At 63.4% G+C, this 19190-nt stretch carries 15 protein-coding genes; 11 read left to right on the top strand and 4 right to left on the bottom strand.

Annotated elements, in window-relative coordinates; all coding sequences use genetic code 11:
* The first annotated feature begins 120 nt into the window (after positions 1–120).
* Entirely contained in the window at positions 121–957 is an 837-nt protein-coding gene (locus ONR75_RS28635) for a hypothetical protein (RefSeq protein ID WP_265080221.1), read from the top strand.
* Between the two features lie 319 nt (positions 958–1276).
* Here ONR75_RS28635 and ONR75_RS28630 read toward each other — a convergent pair whose 3' ends face one another.
* Positions 1277–2119, bottom strand: coding sequence for a transglutaminase-like domain-containing protein (locus ONR75_RS28630; protein WP_265080220.1), 843 nt, complete (start codon positions 2117–2119; stop codon positions 1277–1279).
* 221 nt (positions 2120–2340) lie between these two features.
* Positions 2341–4446, bottom strand: coding sequence for a glycogen debranching protein GlgX (gene glgX, locus ONR75_RS28625; RefSeq protein ID WP_265080219.1), 2106 nt, complete (start codon positions 4444–4446; stop codon positions 2341–2343).
* Positions 4447–4563: 117 nt separating this feature from the next.
* Here glgX and rocF point away from each other — a divergent pair, with 117 nt between their 5' ends.
* From rocF to ONR75_RS28610, 3 genes are all read left to right on the top strand, one after another.
* Positions 4564–5523 (top strand): arginase, encoded by a 960-nt coding sequence (gene rocF, locus ONR75_RS28620; RefSeq protein ID WP_265080218.1) that lies wholly within the window; start codon positions 4564–4566, stop codon positions 5521–5523.
* 189 nt (positions 5524–5712) lie between these two features.
* A complete protein-coding gene (locus tag ONR75_RS28615) occupies positions 5713–5973 on the top strand; it encodes a hypothetical protein (RefSeq protein WP_265080217.1) in 261 nt (86 codons plus the stop codon).
* Positions 5974–6060: 87 nt separating this feature from the next.
* Positions 6061–7653, top strand: a complete 1593-nt coding sequence (locus ONR75_RS28610) for an alpha-amylase family glycosyl hydrolase (protein ID WP_265080216.1) — start codon at positions 6061–6063, stop codon at positions 7651–7653.
* Between the two features lie 144 nt (positions 7654–7797).
* On the opposite strand, the gene ONR75_RS28605 is transcribed toward ONR75_RS28610, so the two are convergent.
* Both ONR75_RS28605 and ONR75_RS28600 read right to left on the bottom strand, forming a co-directional pair.
* Complete coding sequence (locus ONR75_RS28605) at positions 7798–9489, bottom strand: alpha-amylase family protein (protein ID WP_265080215.1); 1692 nt, start codon at positions 9487–9489, stop codon at positions 7798–7800.
* Between the two features lie 451 nt (positions 9490–9940).
* On the bottom strand, positions 9941–11539 hold the full coding sequence (locus tag ONR75_RS28600) for an ABC transporter substrate-binding protein (RefSeq protein ID WP_265080214.1): 1599 nt from the start codon (positions 11537–11539) through the stop codon (positions 9941–9943).
* A gap of 220 nt (positions 11540–11759) precedes the next feature.
* Here ONR75_RS28600 and ONR75_RS28595 point away from each other — a divergent pair, with 220 nt between their 5' ends.
* The 7 genes from ONR75_RS28595 to ONR75_RS28565 all read left to right on the top strand — a co-directional run bounded on the left by ONR75_RS28595 (position 11760) and on the right by ONR75_RS28565 (position 19181).
* Positions 11760–13427, top strand: a complete 1668-nt coding sequence (locus ONR75_RS28595) for an ABC transporter substrate-binding protein (RefSeq protein WP_265080213.1) — start codon at positions 11760–11762, stop codon at positions 13425–13427.
* 235 nt (positions 13428–13662) lie between these two features.
* The gene (locus ONR75_RS28590; protein ID WP_265080212.1) at positions 13663–14616 is read left to right on the top strand and encodes an ABC transporter permease; all 954 of its coding nucleotides are present in this window, start codon (positions 13663–13665) and stop codon (positions 14614–14616) included.
* 28 nt (positions 14617–14644) lie between these two features.
* Positions 14645–15523, top strand: a complete 879-nt coding sequence (locus tag ONR75_RS28585; RefSeq protein WP_413776545.1) for an ABC transporter permease — start codon at positions 14645–14647, stop codon at positions 15521–15523.
* A 4-nt stretch (positions 15524–15527) separates the two neighbouring features.
* A complete protein-coding gene (locus tag ONR75_RS28580; RefSeq protein ID WP_265080210.1) occupies positions 15528–16595 on the top strand; it encodes an ABC transporter ATP-binding protein in 1068 nt (355 codons plus the stop codon).
* Positions 16592–16789, top strand: coding sequence for a hypothetical protein (locus tag ONR75_RS28575; RefSeq protein ID WP_265080209.1), 198 nt, complete (start codon positions 16592–16594; stop codon positions 16787–16789). The genes ONR75_RS28580 and ONR75_RS28575 overlap by 4 nt, the downstream gene beginning before the upstream one ends.
* A complete protein-coding gene (locus ONR75_RS28570; protein ID WP_265080208.1) occupies positions 16786–18201 on the top strand; it encodes an amidase in 1416 nt (471 codons plus the stop codon). The genes ONR75_RS28575 and ONR75_RS28570 overlap by 4 nt, the downstream gene beginning before the upstream one ends.
* A complete protein-coding gene (locus ONR75_RS28565) occupies positions 18198–19181 on the top strand; it encodes an ABC transporter ATP-binding protein (RefSeq protein ID WP_265080207.1) in 984 nt (327 codons plus the stop codon). The genes ONR75_RS28570 and ONR75_RS28565 overlap by 4 nt, the downstream gene beginning before the upstream one ends.
* The last annotated feature ends 9 nt before the right edge of the window (positions 19182–19190 follow it).

The following is a 19190-nucleotide window of genomic DNA, read 5'->3' as shown; positions in this document are numbered from 1 at the left end:
GACGCTTGTTTTAAGTCGGTTTCCGCTCATAGCAATGATGCAAACCCGTCGGAACCAATGTTCCTAATGCACATTGAATGCGCAGCTGAAACAGGACAGGCCCATCGGGCAGGAGCGAATATGATCGATACAGTGGTTATCCAACCGACCGACGTGGCGGAAACGTCGGGCACAGGCGTGTCGTGGCCAGCTATCTTTGCCGGCGCCGTCGTCTCCTGTGCGCTGACGCTGGTCTTGCTGACGCTCGGAGTTGCACTCGGCGCCACGTCCGTATCGCCATGGTCGGGTTCCGGCGTTTCTGCCACCACATTCAAACTCGCGACCGGCATTTACCTGATCGTGATCGCCATGATCTCCTCGTCGATCGGCGGATACATTACCGGCCGTCTGCGCACCAGGTGGACCGGCGTGCACAGCGATGAAGTCTACTTCCGCGATACCGCCCACGGCTTCATCACATGGGCCTTTGCCTCGGTGCTTGGCGCCGTCCTGCTCGCCACGCCTGCCGCGAGCGTGATGGGCGGAGCCGCTTCGGGGGCAACCCAGGGTGCTATAACGGCAGCCTCTGGTCCGATGGACGGTTACGTCGACTCCCTGCTGCGTTCCGACACCCCGCAGGCCAATGCCAACCCGGCTGATTCTCGCGGCGAGCTGACGCGTCTGCTCGGCACCAGCTTCAAGGCCGGCACCGACATGAAGCCGGCCGACAAGACCTATGTCGCCAAGGTCGTCTCTGCGCGGACTGGACTGAGCCAGGCGGACGCAGAAGCCCGCGTCAATCAGGTCATCACCGACGCCAAGGCCAATCTGGATGCGGCCCGCAAGGCCACCGCCTCGCTGGCCTTCTGGCTTACCGCCTCGCTGCTGCTCGGTGCCTTCTGTGCGAGCCTTGCGGCGACCGAAGGGGGCGGCCTGCGTGACGGCACCTGGGGCAACAAGCGTCGCCTGAACACGTAAAATCCAAGTCAACTGATCCAGTCAACTCACACTGAAAGGACATCACATGCCCATTCTTCTCTGGCTCCTCGGCATTCCGATCCCCCTGATCATCCTGTTTCTGCTGATCCGCTAATCAGCAGGTCACCGAAAGAAGCCCGCCGAGCAATCGGCGGGCTTTTCGTTGGTCTGGACAAACGTGGCGCGTGTGGCCGAGCCTGTCTCGCCATCGCTCTCCTTGTCTCCCCTCGATACGCGAATGCCCGGCACGAGGCCGGGCTTGATGAAGATCGGGTTGGTTTGGACCTAGCGATCGTGGAGCGATCGTTCGGCGAGACGACTACGCCACCATGCAGATCGGCGCCTGGGCCGGCGCGGCGGCGACTTCCTCGGTGATGACAACGAACTTCGCCAGCGGCGCCGGGCCGAAGGCTGTGGAGATTGCCACGTCGGCGGCATCGCGGCCGCGGGCCATGACGATGCGGCCGATGCGCGGATGGTTGTGCCGGGCGTCGAAGGTGTACCAGCGGCCGTCGAGATAGACCTCGAACCACGCGCTGAAATCCATCGGCGCGGGATCGATGGGCACGCCGATGTCGCCGAGATAGCCGGTGCAGTAGCGCGCCGGAATATTCATGCAGCGGCACAGCGTGACGGCGAGATGCGCAAAGTCGCGGCAGACGCCCACGCGCTCATCATGGCCCTCGGAGGCGGTGCGGTCATTGCGGGCGTGGTGATAGCCGAACGAGATACGGTCGTGGGCGTAGTCGCAGATCGCCTGCACGCGCTGCCAGCCGCCAATAATGCCGCCGAACATCGACCATGCCAGATCGGAGAGTTTCTGGGTATCGCAATAGCGGCTGCCGAGCAGATAGATCAGCGCGTCGTCAGGCAACTCGCCGATCGGGGTCTGGCGAGCATCCGGGTTGACCGCGTCGGGCAAGCCGCTGTCGTTGATCAGGAAGTCGTTGCGGATCTCGGTGAGGCCGGGCGGCGCGATGATGCGCGTACAGGTGTTGCCGAACATGTCGAGGTAGTTGCGGGCCTGAACATCGTGGGAAAACTGGATGCGATCAGGCGTCATCAGATCGCACTGCCGATCGGGATGAACGCTCAGCATCAGGACCATCGGGGTTTCCTGATAGCACTGGAACGCAATGTCGTAGCCCGCACGAATCTGCACTGGAATCTCCATGGTCTGGCGAGGCGAACAAATAATGATTGTCAAATAAGTGTATCAATCCGCGTTCGTTCCGGGCGCGGCGGCCCGATCTGTGCAGAAAATGTGGGCATTCTTGGGCAGTTCCTGTGCGCTAGCATGGTTCCAAACGAAACGACCCGCGCCGGCCGGTGATCGGCACACGCGGGTCATGATGGGTCGGTGCGTTGCGAGAGAAGGTTCGCCTATTTTTTGAGGGCGAGCAGCAGCAGCGAGCGCCCGGTCACCTGATAGACATCGCCGAACGGGAAGTCGGTCCCGCCGTCGGTGTCGGGAATGTTGGTATCGATCAGCAGGGTCCACTGGCTGCCGCCGAACGCCTTGGGCATGGTGAAATCCACCACGTCTTCATAGCCGTTCATCACCATCAGCACCGTCTGGTCCTCGCCCAGCCGCCGGATGCCGGTCTTCTGGGCGCGGCCGTCCAGCAACATGCCGAAGCACTTGATGTTGGTGTCCTGCCAGTTGCTGTCCTGCATCTCGCTGCCGTTGGCATTGATCCAGGTGACGTCGCGGACATCGAGATGCGGATCGTGCTGTCCGGTCAGGAACCGGCTCCGGCGCAGGATCGCGCAGGTCCGTTGCAGGTCGATCAGGCGCTTGGTGAACTTCAGCAGATCCTTGCCGTCGTCGGTCAGTTCCCAGTTGAACCAGGAGATCTCGCTGTCCTGGCAATAGGCGTTGTTGTTGCCATGCTGTGTCCGGCCGAACTCGTCGCCGCCGAGCAGCATCGGGGTGCCCTGGGAGAACAGCAGGGTCGCCAGCATGTTGCGCTTCTGCCGCTCGCGCAGGGCGGTGATCGCCTTGTCGTCGGTCGGGCCCTCGACACCGCAATTCCACGAGGCGTTGTTGGAAGAGCCGTCCTTGTTGTCCTCGCCGTTGGCCTCATTGTGCTTCTCGTTGTAGCTTGCCCAGTCATTCAGCGTGAAGCCGTCATGGGCGGTGACGAAGTTGACGCACGACCACGCCCGGCGACCTTGGTGGTTGAACAGATCGGCCGAGGCCGATAGCCGCGGGGCGATCGCCGCGACGGGCGCCTCGCCGCGCCAGAAATCCCGCATGGTATCGCGGAACTTGTCGTTCCATTCCGCCCAGCCGGGCGGAAAGCCGCCGACCTGGTAGCCGCCGGGCCCGATGTCCCAGGGTTCGGCGATCAGCTTCACGGTGGTCAGCAACGGATCCTGATCGACGGCCTTGAGGAAGCCGCTCTGCTCGTCGAAGCCATAGACCTCGCGCGCCAGGATGGTGCCGAGATCGAAGCGGAAGCCGTCGATGTGCATTTCCCGCACCCAGTAGCGCAGGGAGTCGGCGACCATCTGGATGACGCGGGCATGGGACAGGTTGACGGTGTTGCCGGTGCCGGTGTCGTTGATGTAATGGCGCTTCTTGTCCGGCAGCAGCCGGTAGTAGCTGGCGTTGTCGATGCCCTTGAAGGACAGAGTCGGACCGAGCTCATTGCCCTCGGCGGTGTGGTTGTAGACCACGTCGAGGATCACCTCGAGACCGCCAGCGTGCAGCGCCGACACCATCTCCTTGAATTCGCGCAGGCTGTTCGGCACGTCGGAGGCGTAGCGCGGATCCGGTGCGAAGAACCCGATGGTGTTGTAGCCCCAATAGTTGACCAGCTTCTTGTCGAGCAGGTAGTCGTCATTGATGAAGGTGTGGATCGGCAGCAGTTCGACCGAGGTGATGCCGAGGTCCTTGAGATAGTCGACAGCCGGTTTGCTGCCGAAACCGGCATAGGTGCCGCGGATGGTCTCGGGCACGTCCGGATGCTGCTTGGTGAATCCCTTGACGTGGACCTCATAGATGATGGTCTGGTCCCATGGAACGGGGAGCCGGCCGGCTTCACCGGTCCAGTCGAAGTTCTTATCCACTACCACGCATTTCGGCATGAACGGCGCCGAGTCGCGCTCATCGAAGGTGGTGTCGTCGCCGGTCTCCATCTTGTAGCCGAACACGGCCGGATTCCATTCCAGTGTCCCGGCATGGGCGCGGGCGTAGGGGTCGAGCAGCAGCTTGTTGGGATTGAAGCGGTGGCCGTTCTCCGGCTCGTAGGGACCGTGGACGCGGTAACCGTAGAAGGTGCCGGGCGCGACATCGGGAATGTAGCCGTGGAAGACCTCGTCAGTGTATTCCGGCAGTTCGATACGGGTCTCAGTGTCGCCGTCGAACAGGCAGACCTCCACCTTGGTGGCATTGGCCGAAAACAAAGCGAAATTGGTGCCGTTTCCGTCCCAATGTGCGCCTAGCGGATACGGCAAGCCTTCTTCGACCGTTCTATTCGTCACGATTGCCCCATATGTTTGCTGATCAAATGCGCAAGACAACCGCTCCACGGCCAATACGTTGCAGTGCGAAGAAAATTTCGCCGCTTAATTTCCACATTTCAACCCGGGATTCTGCGAATGAATGACCGCAAGCGCATTGCGCTGCTCGGCGCGCCTGTTGAAGTCGGGGCCTCGCAACGGGGCACGCTGATGGGGCCTGCGGCGCTGCGAACCGCAGGACTGGCGACGCTGCTGCAGGAGCTGGGCTTCGAGGTTGAAGACCACGGCGATCTCACTGCGCTGGACGGGCATCCCGCCCATGACACGCCGCCGGAGAACGCCAAGCACTATCGCGACATCCAGCGCTGGATCGAGGCGCTCAGCAGTCGTGCCTATGAACTGGCGCGCTCCGGCGCGTTGCCGATCTTTCTCGGTGGCGACCACAGCCTTTCCATGGGCTCGGTCAATGGCGTTGCGCGGCACTGGCACGGCCAGAGCCGCGAGCTGTTCGTGCTGTGGCTCGACGCGCATGCCGACTACAACACCCCGGCCACCACCATCACCGGCAACATGCACGGCATGTCGGCGGCATTCCTGTGCGGCGAGCCCGGGCTCGACCGGCTGCTCGGCGCGCAGCCGCGGGCCTCGATCCGGCCCGACCATCTCGATCTGTTCGGCATCCGCTCCATCGACAGGCTCGAGAAGGAACTGGTGCAGGCGCGCAATATCACGGTCGCCGACATGCGGCAGATCGACGAATTCGGCGTCGGCGTGCTGATCCGCCGGGTGATCGACAAGGTCAAGGCACGCAAGGGCGTGCTGCATGTCAGTTTCGACGTGGACTTCCTCGATCCGGCCAACGCACCGGGCGTCGGCACCATGGTCCCGGGCGGCGCCACCTATCGCGAGGCGCACCTGATCATGGAGCTGCTGCATGACTCAGGTCTGCTGTGCTCGCTCGACATCGTCGAGCTTAACCCCTTCCTCGACGAGCGCGGCCGCACCGCCCGGGTCATGGTCGAATTGATCGGCAGCCTGTTCGGCCAGCAGATCACCGACCGGCCGATGCCCAGCAATGCGATCCTGCCACCGACGTAATCGAACCGCGGGCATCCCCCCGGTACACGTGGCCAATGCCACCTGGAACGGCACCAGGCGCCTAAAGGTATTTTACGCGCTCGGTCACGCGCTGAGCCTGCACAAGTATTACAGTGCGGTCATATTAATGGAACCTTCGCTACAGCTTCGCATTGCTACCTCATCGTTTCACAATTTGAGGAGCACGCAATGATTCAGCATTTGGCTATCATCGCCGTTGCCGCGGCGGCAATCGGCAGCGTCGTCCCAGCAAGCGCCCAGCAAATCGGCGTGGGTGTGGGTCCGGGCGGCGTGACCGTGGGTGCCGTCCCGGATCGCCACCGTGACCGCGAATACGTTCGCGAACGTGGCTACCGCGATCGCGACGAGACCGTCGTGATCAAGCGAAGCCGTGAGCGCGATCGTGATTATGATCGCGGGCGTCGTTCGGTTGTCATCGAACGCGACTAATTTCGACTTTTGTAGAGGCGGCCTTCCCCATGGGAAGGCCGCTTTTTCGCGCCCATTTTGCCTGACTTAATGGTTTAGTATCCGAATATGAATATTGCAGCGACCGTCTGGTGGCAGGCCGGCACCATCTATCAGATCTATCCGCGCTCGTTCCAGGACGCCAATGGCGACGGCATCGGCGATCTCACCGGTATTATCGGCCGGCTGCCGTATCTGACCCGTCTCGGGGTTGATGCGATCTGGCTGTCGCCGATCTTTCCATCGCCCATGGCCGATTTCGGCTACGACATTTCCGACTATATCGGCATCGATCCGATCTTCGGTACATCTGCGGATTTCGACGCGCTGGTAGCGGCGGCCCATGGCCAGCGCCTCAAACTGATCCTTGACCTCGTGCCGAACCACACCTCGGATCAGCATCCGTGGTTTCTTGAGAGTCGAGGCTCGCGCGACAACCCGAAGCGCGACTGGTACATCTGGCGCGATCCGAAGCCGGACGGATCGGCACCGAACAACTGGATGTCGGAATTCGGTGGCAGCGCCTGGCAGTTCGACGACGCCACCGGGCAATATTACTATCACGCCTTCCTCGACAAGCAGCCAGATCTGAACTGGCGCAATCCGGAGGTGCGTCATGCTATCTACGAGGTGATGCGATTCTGGCTGCGCCGCGGCGTCGATGGCTTTCGCGTCGACGTGATATGGCACCTGATCAAGGATGGCGAGTTCCGCGACAATCCGGTGAATCCGAACTTCAACGCCGGGCGGCCGCCGCATGAGGCGGTGCTGACGCTGCATTCGGCCGACCAGCCGGAGGTCCAGGAGGTGGTGGCCGAGATGCGCCGCGTCGTCGACGAATTCGACGACCGCGTACTGATCGGCGAGGTGTATCTTCCGGTCGAGCGGCTGGTGGCCTACTACGGCAAGGACCTCAGCGGCGCCAACCTGCCTTTCAATTTTGCGCTGTTGTCGGCGCCGTGGAATGCCCGCGAGATCGCGGCGCTGATCGATCGCTACGAGCAGGCACTGCCGCTCGGCGCGTGGCCCAACTGGGTGCTCGGCAATCACGACCGTCCGCGCGTCGCAAGTCGCGTGGGCGCCGCGCAAGCCCGCGTCGCCGCCATGCTGCTGCTGACGTTGAGGGGCACGCCGACGCTCTACTATGGTGACGAGATCGGCATGCGCCAGGTGGCGATCCCGGCCGAGCGGGTGCAGGATCCGTTCGAGAAGAATGTGCCCGGTATCGGCGTCGGCCGCGACGGCTGTCGTACCCCGATGCAATGGGGCGCGACCGACAACGCCGGCTTTACCTCGGGCGAGCCATGGTTGCCGCTCGCGGACGATTTCGCCACCGACAACGCGGCTGCATTCGCCAGCGATCCGCACTCCATCCTCAGTCTCTACGTCAAGCTGATCGACCTGCGCAAGCATACGCTCGAGCTTGTTTTTGGCGACTATGTCCCCCTTCAAACCGCCGGCGACGTCCTGGCCTATCTTCGTGTCTATGACGGCAGGGCCCTGCTGGTGGCGCTCAATTTCAGCAGCGAGGCGGCATCGATGCATGTGGAAGGCGAGGGCGGCGAAATCGCGCTGACGACGGAGTTGGATCGCAGGGGTGAGAACGTCTCCGGCGTGCTGGAGCTGCGCGGCAATGAAGGCGTGATTGTCCGGTTGCGTTAGTCTTCCGTCTCGTGCCCCGGACGCGACGCAATACGAAGTATTGCTTCGCAGATCCCGGGGCCCATCTTGTTGAGCAAGCGGTGGGTCCCGCATCTGCGGGGCGGCATAAGAATGCCGCACCGCGTGCGGGACACGAGTTTTAGGCTACTCCGGATGCGGATCGGCGTCGCCGTCGATATCGCTTCGTTTGAGCAGATAGTCGAGGCCGCCGACGCGGAACCAGCGATAGGCATAGGCTTCGAGCATCAGCCTGTGCCTGCCCTTGTCGTCGGCGTGGCTGTGGTCTTCCGTGAGCAGGTTGATCAGGCTGTTGTCCTGGTCGGTGCCAAGCCCGACCGCGAAGCTCACCTCGTGCGGCTTGTCGTCGAGGTTGTGCACGAACAGCACCGAATTATTGCGCCAGTCGTAGCGGATCGCCAGCACCGCGGGATTGCGCGTGGCGATGATCTGGAAGTCGCCCCAACCGACCTCGGGCACCTCCTTGCGCATGCGGATCATGCGTTCGGTCCAGTTCAGCATCGAGTTGGGGTCGCGGCGCTGCATGGCGACGTTGACGTGCGGGTAGCCGTAGGGCCCGCTGTCGATCACCGGGTTCTTCGGCTTGGCATTCTTGGTGAAGCCGGCATGCGGTTCGGTCGACCATTGCATCGGTGTGCGTGCGCAATTGCGCTCCGGCAGCGAGAGGTCGTCGCCCATGCCGATCTCGTCGCCATAGCGCAGCACCGGCGTACCCGGCAGAGTGTACATCAGGCTGTAGGCAAGCTCGAGCCGCCGGCGGTCGCCGCCGAGCATCGGCGCGAGGCGGCGGCGGATGCCGCGGTCGTAGAGCTGCATCGACTTGTCCGGGCCGAATTTGGCGAACACGGTCTGGCGTTGCGCGTCGGTCAGCCGTCCGAGATCGAGTTCGTCGTGGTTGCGCAGGAACAAGCCCCATTGCGCCGTCGCCGGCCGCGGCTTGGTGACTTTCAGCGCGCCGGCCAGCGGACGCGAATCGGCAGACGCCAGCGCGTAAAACAGGTTCTGGTTGACGTGGAAATTGAACATCATCTGCATGCGATCGCCGTCATCGCCGAAATATTCCATGTCGGTCTCGGGCTCGACATTGGCTTCGGCGAGGATGATGGCGTCGCCCTTGCGCCACTGCAGGAATTCGCGGAAGGCGCGCAGCATGTCGTATTGCTCAGTCGGCTTGTTGACCTTCGGCCCCTTGGTCGCGATCACGAACGGGACTGCGTCCATGCGGAAGCCGGACACGCCGAGCTGTAGCCAAAATCCCATGATCTTGAGGATCTCGGCCTGCACATGGGGGTTCGAGGTGTTGAGGTCTGGCTGGAAGTCATAGAAGCGATGGAAGAACCACGCTTTGGCTTCTTTGTCGTGGGTCCAGGTTGATTTTTGCACGCCGGGAAACACCATGCCTTTGTTGGCATTGGCGGGCTTCTTGTCGGACCAGACGTACCAGTCGCGATACTTCGAGTCCGGCGAGCTTTTGGCTTCCTTGAACCAGCTGTGCTGGTCCGAGGTATGATTGACCACCAGGTCGATGATGACGCGGATGCCGCGCTGGTGACAGCCATGGGTAAATTCGACGAAGTCGCCGAGCGTGCCGTAGCGCGGATCGACACCGTAGTAGTCGGAGATGTCGTAGCCGTCGTCCTTGCCCGGCGAGGGCTGGAACGGCATCAGCCAGATCGCGGTGACGCCGAGCCCGTGCAGATAATCCAGCCTTCGCGTCAGGCCCTTGAAGTCGCCGACCCCGTCGCCGTCGGCATCCATGAAGCTGCCCACCGACAGGCAATAGAAGACGGCGTTCTTGTACCAGAGATCGTCGATCATGCGGGCACCGGGCTGCGAGGACGGTGCGGATCAAGTCGCGGAGCGGGCAGGGGTTCCGCTGAGCTGCTGCGCGCAGTGAAGCTGCGCCTTTCCCCTCTCCCCAGCGCAGCGAAGCTGCGCGCCGTGGGAGAGGGTGCATAGGCGGCCTTCGGCCGCCGTTCTAAAATTCACGCCGATGCAAAGCATCGGCTTTGGCGAAGCGAAGGCGGGAGAGGGAAGGCCGCGAGCGCCGGCGTTTGCGGCATCACCCCTCTCCCGGCCGCGCTGGCGCGCGTCCACCCTCTCCCACCAACCGCCGCTGCGCGGCGGCCGGGGAGAGGGGAAACAAAAGGCGCCGCCGATGGCTCGGCGGCGCCTGATGTTATTGTAGGGTGGGCAAAGCGAAGCGTGCCCACCATCCGCGTGGTGGGCACGGCGCCGAGGCGCCTTTTGCCCACCCTACGCTTCTAGCTCAGTCCATGCTGATCGTGGTCAGGTCCTGGAACCAGTGCTGCGCCTGCACGAACTTCTTCACCTTCGGCGACAGCGCATGCGGGTTGGTGTCGTGCACGACCCAGACCAGTACGGCGTCATCGACGATCAGCGCATGTGCCTGCGCCAGCAGCTCATCCTGCTTCGCCGGATCGAAGTTGTTCTTGGCCTCGTCGATCAGCGCATCGACCTTCGGGTTCTTGTAGCCGCCCCAGTTGACGCCGACCGGCGCGATCTGGCGGGAGTCGAAGAAGCGCACGATGGCGTAGAGCGGATCGGAGGTCACGTAAGCGATGTTGTTCGCGGTGATGCCCTTCATGCTCTCGTCGGCCGCGCCCTTGCGCCAGGCAGTGTACAGCACTTCGAGTTCGACCACCTTGAACTCGACGTCGACGCCGATTTCCTTAAAACTCTGCTGCAGGAATTCGTTCATCGGCAGCGACAGCATCTGGCCGGTGCCGCCATTGGCGATGATGAACGTCGCCTTCAGCGGCTTGTCCGGTCCGTAGCCGGCTTCCTTCACCAGCTTCTTGGCTTCGGCGAGGTCATACTTGATCTTGAAGGTCGGTTTGCCGAACCACGGGGAGGACGGATCGACCTGGCCGATGGCCGGCTTGGCGAGACCGTTCATCAGGCCGACCACGGCGTCGCGGTCGATGGCGAGATTGAGCGCCTTGCGCAGGCGGACATCGGTCCACGGTGAGCCCGGCAGCACGCTGAGATGATAATTCCAGACATGCGGCGTGACGTTGTCGACGATCTTCATGCCGGCCGACTTCAGCTGCGGCACGGCGTCCGGCGCCGGGGTCTCGATCAGGTCGACCTGGCCGGCGAGCAGCGCGTTGGTGCGCGTGAGAGCTTCGGGCATCGGCACCAGAACCAGCTTGTCGACCTTGGCGAGGCGCTTCTTGTCCCAGTAGTCCGGATTCTTCGAGAGTTCGGCGAGTTCGCGCGGCACCAGTTTTGTCAGTTTGAACGGCCCGGTGCCGGAGGGAGACGCTGCGAACTTGTCCCAGTCCTTGCCGACCTTTTCGTATTGCGCCGGGCTCGAGACCAGGAACCAGAGCATCTGGTACGGGAAGAATGAATCGACGGTCTTGGTGGTGATCTCGACGGTATTGTCGTCGATCTTGGCGTAGCTGGCGACCGAGGGCAGGCGGGTCTTGACCTGCGCGCTCTGGCGCTTGTCGAACTGCGGTGCCTTCTCGTTCAGCACCTTGTCCAGATTCCACACCACGGCGTCGGCGTTGAAATCGCTGCCGTCGTGAAATTTGACGCCCTGGCGCAGGGTGAAGCGCCACTTGGTCTTGTCGGCGGGATCGACCTTCCACTCGGTGGCCAGCCCGGGGATCAGCTTGCCCGGACGATCGGAGACGTCCATCTCCCAAGCCACCAGCGGGTCGTAGATGGTGTAGCCGGTGAATTGATAGGCACCTGCGCCGCGATCGGGCTGACCTGTGGTCAGCGGGATGTCCGCCATCGAGATGCCATAGCGCACCACCGACTCGGCTTGCGCCGGTGCGGCAGCACCCAGCACGGCGGCGATGGCCGCGACAAATATTGAATTCCGAACGCGCATGTAAACAGGCTCCAATGAGGATAAGCGAGAGTCGGAGAATTCTTGCAAGCTTGATGCCACATTAGGCAGATGCTGATGCACTGTGTGCCAACGGGGCGCTATGCCGCACGCCGAGTCACCCAACGCAGTGACTCGCCGCCGCTGGCACAGCCGTTGCATAAGAATTAGCCAGTGCTTAGGCTGTGACGCCGAGCCATCCAATCCACGGGGAATGACACCGATGCGTATCGAGAAGCCGACCAAGAGCCGCCTTGCCATGGCGATCGCCATGCTGAGCGTTGCGACCGCGCTGACGCTGCCGCAGGCCGCGCGCGCCGAGACCGTGCTGCGCATCGGCATGACCGCCGCCGACATTCCGCGCACGTTGGGCCAGCCCGATCAGGGCTTTGAAGGCAATCGCTTTACCGGCAACACCATGTATGACGGCCTCACGATGTGGGATCTGTCGTCGGCAACCAAGGCGAGCGTGGTTATCCCCGGCCTGGCGACCGAATGGAAAGTCGATGACGCCGACAAGAAGAAGTGGACCTTCAAGCTGCGCCCCGGCGTCGTCTTTCACGATGGTTCGCCATTCAACGCCGATGCCGTGGTGTGGAACGTCGAGAAGGTGCTGAAGCAGGATGCCGTGCAGTTCGATGCCAGCCAGGTCGGCGTCACCGCCTCGCGTATGCCGACGCTGGTCTCCGCGAAGAAGATCGACGACATGACCGTCGAACTGACGACCAAGGAGCCAGACTCGTTCCTGCCGATCAATCTGACAAACCTTTATATGGTCAGCCCCAGCAAGTGGCAGGGCTTCTTCGACAAGGCCGAGGGCGCCGACGCCAAGGCGAAGTCGCAGGCGGCATGGACCGCCTTCGCGCGCGAACCGGCCGGCACCGGCCCGTGGAAGATGTCGAAGTTCACGCCGCGCGAGCGGCTCGAACTGGCGAAGAACGACGCCTACTGGAACAAGGATCGCATCCCCAAGGTCGACAAGATGCTGTTGCTGCCGATGCCGGAGGCCAATGCCCGCACCGCGGCGCTGCTGTCCGGCCAGGTCGACTGGATCGAGGCGCCGGCACCTGACGCGGTCAAGGAAATCACCGCCCGCGGCTTCAAGATCGAGAAGAACGAGCAGCCCCATGTCTGGCCGTGGCAGTTCTCGCGCGTCGAAGGCTCGCCGTGGAACGACATCCGCGTCCGCAAGGCCGCCAATCTCTGCATCGATCGCGAAGGCCTGCGCGATGGTTTGCTGGCCGGCTTGATGGTGCCCGCCACCGGCACCTTCGAACCCGGCCATCCCTGGCGCGGCAAGCCAACCTTCCAGATCAAGTACGACCTGAAGGCCGCGCAGGCGCTGATGAAGGAAGCCGGTTACGGTCCGACCAAGAAGCTTGAAGTCAAGACCCAGACTTCGGCGTCGGGCTCCGGCCAGATGCTGCCGCTGCCGATGAACGAATATCTGCAGCAGGCGCTGGCGGAGTGCTATTTCGACGTCAAGCTCGACGTCATCGAGTGGAATACGCTGTTCACCAACTGGCGCCGCGGCGTCAAGGATCCCAGCGCGAACGGCTCCAACGCCACCAACGTCACTTATGCGGCGATGGACCCGTTCTTCGCATTGGTGCGCTTCCTGCAGTCATCCATGGCGCCGCCGGTCTCCAACAACTGGGGCTATATCAATAACCCGAAGTTCGACGAGCTGGTGACCAAGGCCCGCACCACCTTCGATCCTGCTGCGCGTGACGAGGCTCTGGCCGAGTTGAACGCCGCCTCGATCGACGATGCAGCGTTCCTCTATGTCGCCCATGACGTTGGTCCGCGCGCGCTGAGCCCGAAGATCAAGGGCTTTGTGCAGCCAAAGAGCTGGTTCGTCGACTTCTCGCCGGTGTCGATGACGCCGTAGTAGCTAACGCAAGCGTGCTTCTTTCCCTCCCCCGGCGAAGCGAAGCTTCGCGGGGTGGGGAGGGTGGCGCGTTTGAGACCGAAGCGAACAAACGTGACGGGTGGGGGCGCAACATTCGCTGTCGTGATGTGGCCGCCACCCCCACCCGACCGGCCTGACGGCCGGCCACCCTCCCCACGCGAAGACGCGGGGAGGGATAAGAAGCGCTTCTCTACCACTGAATCGAAGGTGACCTTTGTTCGTCTATATCGCGCGCCGCATCGTTTATGTGATTCCGGTCGTCATCAGCGTGGCGCTGGTGTGCTTCCTGCTGGTGCACATCACGCCGGGTGATCCGCTTGTCGCCATCCTTCCCGCTGACGCCTCGCAGGAACTCGCGGCGCAATTGCGTATCGCCTATGGCTTCGACCGGCCGCTGCCGGTGCAGTTCGGCCTGTGGCTGTGGCGCGCTCTGCATGGCGACCTCGGCGCCTCCATCGCCACCGGCCGCCCGGTGCTCGCCGAAGTGCTGCGTGCGGTCGGCAACACCGTGACGCTGGCGATCGCCGCCGCATTGATCGGCTTCACGCTCGGCCTGCTCTTTGGGCTGATCTCCGGCTATTTCCGCGACACCTGGATCGACAAAGTCTCGACCTCGATCGCCATCGCCGGCGTCTCGGTGCCGCATTACTGGCTCGGCATGGTGCTGGTCATCATATTCTCGGTGCAGCTGAACTGGCTGCCGGCGGTGGGCGCGGGGCCGGGCGGCTCCGGCTCCTGGGCCTGGGATTGGGACCACATCAAATATCTGGTGCTGCCGGCAATCACCACCTCGGTGATTCCGATGGGTATCATCACCCGCACCGTGCGCGCCCTGACCGGCGACATTCTCTCGCAGGATTTCGTCGAGGCGCTGCGCGCCAAAGGCCTGCGTGAGAAAAGCGTGTTTCGCCACGTCATCAAGAATGCCGCACCGACCGCGCTTGCGGTGATGGGCCTGCAACTCGGCTATATGCTCGGCGGCTCGATCTTGATCGAGACGGTGTTCTCGTGGCCGGGCTCCGGCCTGCTGCTGAACTCGGCGATCTTCCAGCGCGACCTGCCGCTGCTGCAGGGCACCATCCTGGTGCTGGCGCTGTTCTTCGTCTTCCTCAATCTCCTGGTCGATATCGCGCAGGCCGCGATCGATCCGCGCATCAAGCGGAACTGACCATGCAGGATTTTCTCTCATGACCGCGATGACCGACACCGCGCTGCAGGCAGCGCCTACGCACGCCGCCCGCGGCTACTGGGCCACGGTGGGCCGCCGTATTGTCAAAGACAAGGTCAGCATGACGTGCGCGGCGATCCTGCTGCTGATTCTGCTCGGCGCGTTGTTCGCGCCGTGGCTCGGCCTCGCCGATCCCTATCAGGGCTCGATGATCCGCCGGTTGCGCCACATCGGCACACCGAATTATCCACTCGGCACCGACGAGCTCGGCCGCGACATGTTTGCGCGATTGGTCTATGGCGGCCGGCTGTCACTGCTGATCGGCATCCTGCCGGTGATCCTGGCTTTCGTGATAGGCACCTCGCTCGGCCTCGTGGCCGGTTATGTCGGCGGCAAGCTCAACACCGCCATCATGCGCACGGTCGACGTGTTCTACGCCTTCCCCTCGGTGCTACTGGCCATCGCGATTTCCGGCGCGCTTGGCGCCGGTATCGTCAATTCCATCGTCTCTCTGACCATCGTGTTCGTGCCGCAGATCACCCGCGTCGCCGAGAGCGTCACCACCGGCGTTCGCAACGCCGACTTCGTCGAGGCCGCGCGAGCATCCGGCGCCGACGCCTTCACCATCATGCGGGTGCACATGCTCGGCAACGTGCTCGGCACCATCTTCGTGTATGCGACGGGGCTGATCTCGGTGTCGATGATTCTGGCCGCCGGCCTGTCGTTCCTCGGTCTCGGCACCAAGCCGCCGGAGCCGGAATGGGGCCTGATGCTCAACACGCTGCGCACCGCGATCTACGTCAATCCCTGGGTCGCGGCATTGCCCGGCGCGATGATTTTTGCAGTATCGATCTGTTTTAACCTGTTGAGTGATGGCATGCGCAGCGCCATGGACATCCGGAACTGATGTCATGACCGAAATCATCGAACCCATCGACAAGCTCGAACCGTTGCCGGACATCGGCGGCGTCGCGCAGCCGCTGCTTCGCGTGGATGGCCTCACAAAACACTTTCCGGTGCGCGGCGGGCTGTTTGCCAAGAGCAAGACCGTGCGTGCCGTCGATAACGTATCGTTCGACATCGCCAAGGGCGAGACCGTCGGCATCGTCGGTGAATCCGGCTGCGGCAAATCGACCACCGCGCGACTGCTGATGCACCTGATGGAGCGCAATTCCGGCGACATCATCTATGACGGCCGCGCCGTCGGCCGCGAGCTGACGTTGCGCGAACTGCGCCGCGGCATGCAGATGGTGTTCCAGGACAGCTACGCCTCGCTTAATCCGCGCCTCACTATCGAGGAATCGATTGCGTTCGGGCCGAAGGTCCACGGCATGGCAGAAGGCGCGTCGCGGGCACTGGCGCGCGAGCTGCTGGGGAAGGTCGGCTTGCGGCCGGAGAATTTCGCCAACCGCTATCCGCACGAGATTTCCGGCGGCCAGCGCCAGCGCGTCAATATCGCGCGTGCGCTCGCGTTGTCGCCGCGCCTCGTCATTCTCGATGAGGCCGTGTCGGCGCTCGACAAGTCGGTCGAAGCCCAGGTGCTCAACCTCCTGGTCGACCTGAAGCGCGAATTCGGCCTGACCTATCTGTTCATCAGCCACGATCTCAATGTGGTCCGCTACATCTCCGACCGTGTGCTGGTGATGTATCTCGGCGAGGTCGTCGAACTCGGCCCGGTCGACAATGTCTGGGACAGGCCCGCGCATCCCTATACGCGCGCACTGCTGGCGGCGATGCCGTCGTCGGACCCTGACAACCGCACCCAGACCCCGCCGATCACCGGCGATCCGCCGAACCCGATCGATCCACCGTCCGGCTGCCGTTTTCACACGCGCTGTCCGTTCGCCGAGGCGGTATGCTCCGGTGAAAGCCCGAAGCTGACCGATATCGACGCGACCGGACATCAGGTCGCTTGCTACATGTTCATTCCGGGCGCCAGCCACAGCAAGGCGCCAGCCGCAGGAGCCATGCCGTCATGACCGCGCCAACACCCAACCAGATCAAGGCGATCGCCGAGTTCGGCGGTTTAACTGTTGCCGACGATGTCGCGGCGCGCATCGCCCATGCCATCGGCCCCGCTTATGAGGGCTTCAAGGCCATCGCCGGCACGCTGCCGATGGATCTCGAGCCCGCCACCTTTCTCGTCGTGCAGAATACGAAAGCCGTCAAATGAGCGTCACCGAACCCGCATTGCTGTCGCTGACCGAAATAGCCGACGCCATTGCCAACAAGAAGATCTCGTCGCGCGAAGCGACAAAGTCATGTCTCGACCGGACCGCCAAATGGCAGTCGAGCCTCAATGCGTTCATGTCGATCGAGGCCGATGCTGCGCTGGCCGCTGCCGATGCCGCCGACGCAGCGCTCGCCAAGGGGCAGAGCAAGGGCGTGCTGCACGGCGTGCCGCTGGCGCACAAGGACATGTATTACGACGAAGGCCATGTGGTCACTTGCGGCTCGCACATCCGCCGCGACTGGGTCGCGACCACGACGTCGACGGCGCTGCAGCGGCTGAAGGACGCCGGCACCGTGCGCCTCGGCTCTCTGCAGATGGTGGAATTCGCCTATGGCCCCACCGGCCACAACGCGCATTACGGCGCGGTGCATAATCCGTGGCATGTGGATCACGTCACCGGCGGCTCGTCGTCGGGTTCGGGCTCCGCCGTCGCTGCCCGTTTGACATTTGCGGCATTGGGCTCCGACACTGGCGGTTCGATCCGGTTGCCGGCGCATTTCTGCGGCGTCACCGGATTGAAGACCACCGTGGGCCTGATCAGCCGCGCCGGCGCCATGCCGCTGTCGCAGTCGCTCGACACCGTCGGCCCGCTGGCCCGCACCGTCGAGGATTGCGCGCTGCTCACCGGCCTGATGGCCGGCGCCGATCCGCTCGATCCGACCACCAGCACGCGCGCGGTGCCGAACTACATGGCGGCCACGCACGCGTCGGCCAAGGGCATGACCGTCGGCATTCCCAAGGCGTTCTACGTCGAGGATCTCGATGACGGCACGGCGCAGGCCCTGCAGGACACCATTGCAACGCTGAAGCGCGAGGGCGTTCATGTGGTCGAGGTCGACCTGCCGGACCAGCGACAGCTTTCGGCGGCTTGCCAGTTGCTGATCGTCACCGAGGCTGCCGCGATTCACAAACGCTGGATGGTCGAGCGGCCGCAGGACTATGGCCCGCAGATCCTGGCACGGCTGCAGAACGGCTTCGGCATTTCCGGCGTGACCTATCTGGAAACCATGCGCTGGCGCGGTCCGGCGCTGGCGGCTCATCTCGCCGCGGTCGCCGGCGTGGATGCAGTTCTGGCGCCGGTTTCGCCGGCCGCGGCACCAACCATTCTGGAAACGGATGTCGGCAACAGTCTGGACGCCGAGGCGATGATCCAGCGGGTGACACGCTTCACCCGCCCGATCAACTACCTCGGCCTGCCGGCGCTCTCGATTCCGACCGGCTTCACTTCCAGCAAGTTGCCGATAGGCATGCAGCTGATCGGTCGACCGTTCGATGAAGCCACCGTGCTGACCATCGGCGCCGCGTTCCAGCGGGCGACTGATTTCCACACCCAATGCCCGGAGCTTGCATGAGCAATCTCGTCGAGGTCCGCAATCTCAACGTTCGCTTCGGCGGCGAGCGTACCGTATATGCGGTCAACGATCTCAGTTTTTCGCTGGGCGAGGGCGAGGTGCTCGGCCTGCTCGGCGAGTCCGGCTCCGGCAAGAGCGTGACCCTGCGGGCCTTGATGCGGCTGTTGCCGAAGAAGCGCACGCAGATCACCGGCACCGTCAACGTGATGGGCAAGGACGTGCTGGCGCTCAACGACGAGGAGCTGTCGGCGTTTCGCGGTCAGACCGTATCGATGATCTTCCAGGAGCCGGCGCTGGCGCTGGATCCGGTCTACACCATCGGCCAGCAGATCGCCGAGAGCGTGATGCGCCACGAAGGCAAGAGCCAGGCGGACGCGAACAAGCGAGCGCTGGAGATGCTGGAAGTGGTACGCATCCCCTCGGCGAAGCGCCGGCTCGATGCCTATCCGCATGAAATGTCGGGCGGCATGCGGCAGCGCGCGATGATCGCGCTGGCGCTGGCCTGCAAGCCGAAGATCCTGCTGGCGGACGAGCCGACCACCGCGCTGGATGCTACCGTGCAGATCCAGATCCTGCTGCTGCTGCGCGAATTGCAGCGCGAATTCGGCATGTCCATCATCTTCGTCACCCACGACATCGGCGTGGCCATCGAGATCTGCGACCGTGTCGCGGTGATGTATGCCGGCCAGATCGTCGAGCAGGGCACGCTGAGCCAGATCGTGCGTAGCGCGGTGCATCCCTATCCGCGCGGCCTGCTGGCCTCCACCGTGCACGGTGCCAAGCGCGGCGCGCGGCTGGAGACCATCCCCGGGACGCCGCCCTCGCTCGACAAGGCACCGGTGAACTGCTCGTTTGCGCCGCGCTGCAGCTTCGCGCAGCCGCGCTGCGTCGAGGCGCCGCCGCCCAACGTGCATCTCGACGGCAACCGCGTGGTGCGCTGCATTCTGGCGGAGCAGATGGCGGTGGTTGAGACGGTTTAAGTTACCAAC

This window comes from Rhodopseudomonas sp. P2A-2r (assembly GCF_026015985.1).
GTDB lineage: Bacteria > Pseudomonadota > Alphaproteobacteria > Rhizobiales > Xanthobacteraceae > Tardiphaga.
This window is presented reverse-complemented; position numbering and strand designations above follow the sequence as displayed.

What these genes read in the sequence shown, in the direction of transcription:
- ONR75_RS28605 (WP_265080215.1), bottom strand. Translation starts at nt 9,489, where the DNA reads ATGATCGACGATCTCTGGTACAAGAACGCCGTCTTCTATTGCCTGTCG.
- ONR75_RS28585 (WP_413776545.1), top strand. Translation starts at nt 14,645, where the DNA reads ATGACCGACACCGCGCTGCAGGCAGCGCCTACGCACGCCGCCCGCGGC.
- ONR75_RS28575 (WP_265080209.1), top strand. Translation starts at nt 16,592, where the DNA reads ATGACCGCGCCAACACCCAACCAGATCAAGGCGATCGCCGAGTTCGGC.
- ONR75_RS28615 (WP_265080217.1), top strand. Translation starts at nt 5,713, where the DNA reads ATGATTCAGCATTTGGCTATCATCGCCGTTGCCGCGGCGGCAATCGGC.
- ONR75_RS28565 (WP_265080207.1), top strand. Translation starts at nt 18,198, where the DNA reads ATGAGCAATCTCGTCGAGGTCCGCAATCTCAACGTTCGCTTCGGCGGC.
- ONR75_RS28635 (WP_265080221.1), top strand. Translation starts at nt 121, where the DNA reads ATGATCGATACAGTGGTTATCCAACCGACCGACGTGGCGGAAACGTCG.
- ONR75_RS28610 (WP_265080216.1), top strand. Translation starts at nt 6,061, where the DNA reads ATGAATATTGCAGCGACCGTCTGGTGGCAGGCCGGCACCATCTATCAG.
- ONR75_RS28580 (WP_265080210.1), top strand. Translation starts at nt 15,528, where the DNA reads ATGACCGAAATCATCGAACCCATCGACAAGCTCGAACCGTTGCCGGAC.
- ONR75_RS28595 (WP_265080213.1), top strand. Translation starts at nt 11,760, where the DNA reads ATGCGTATCGAGAAGCCGACCAAGAGCCGCCTTGCCATGGCGATCGCC.
- ONR75_RS28600 (WP_265080214.1), bottom strand. Translation starts at nt 11,539, where the DNA reads ATGCGCGTTCGGAATTCAATATTTGTCGCGGCCATCGCCGCCGTGCTG.
- ONR75_RS28570 (WP_265080208.1), top strand. Translation starts at nt 16,786, where the DNA reads ATGAGCGTCACCGAACCCGCATTGCTGTCGCTGACCGAAATAGCCGAC.
- rocF (WP_265080218.1), top strand. Translation starts at nt 4,564, where the DNA reads ATGAATGACCGCAAGCGCATTGCGCTGCTCGGCGCGCCTGTTGAAGTC.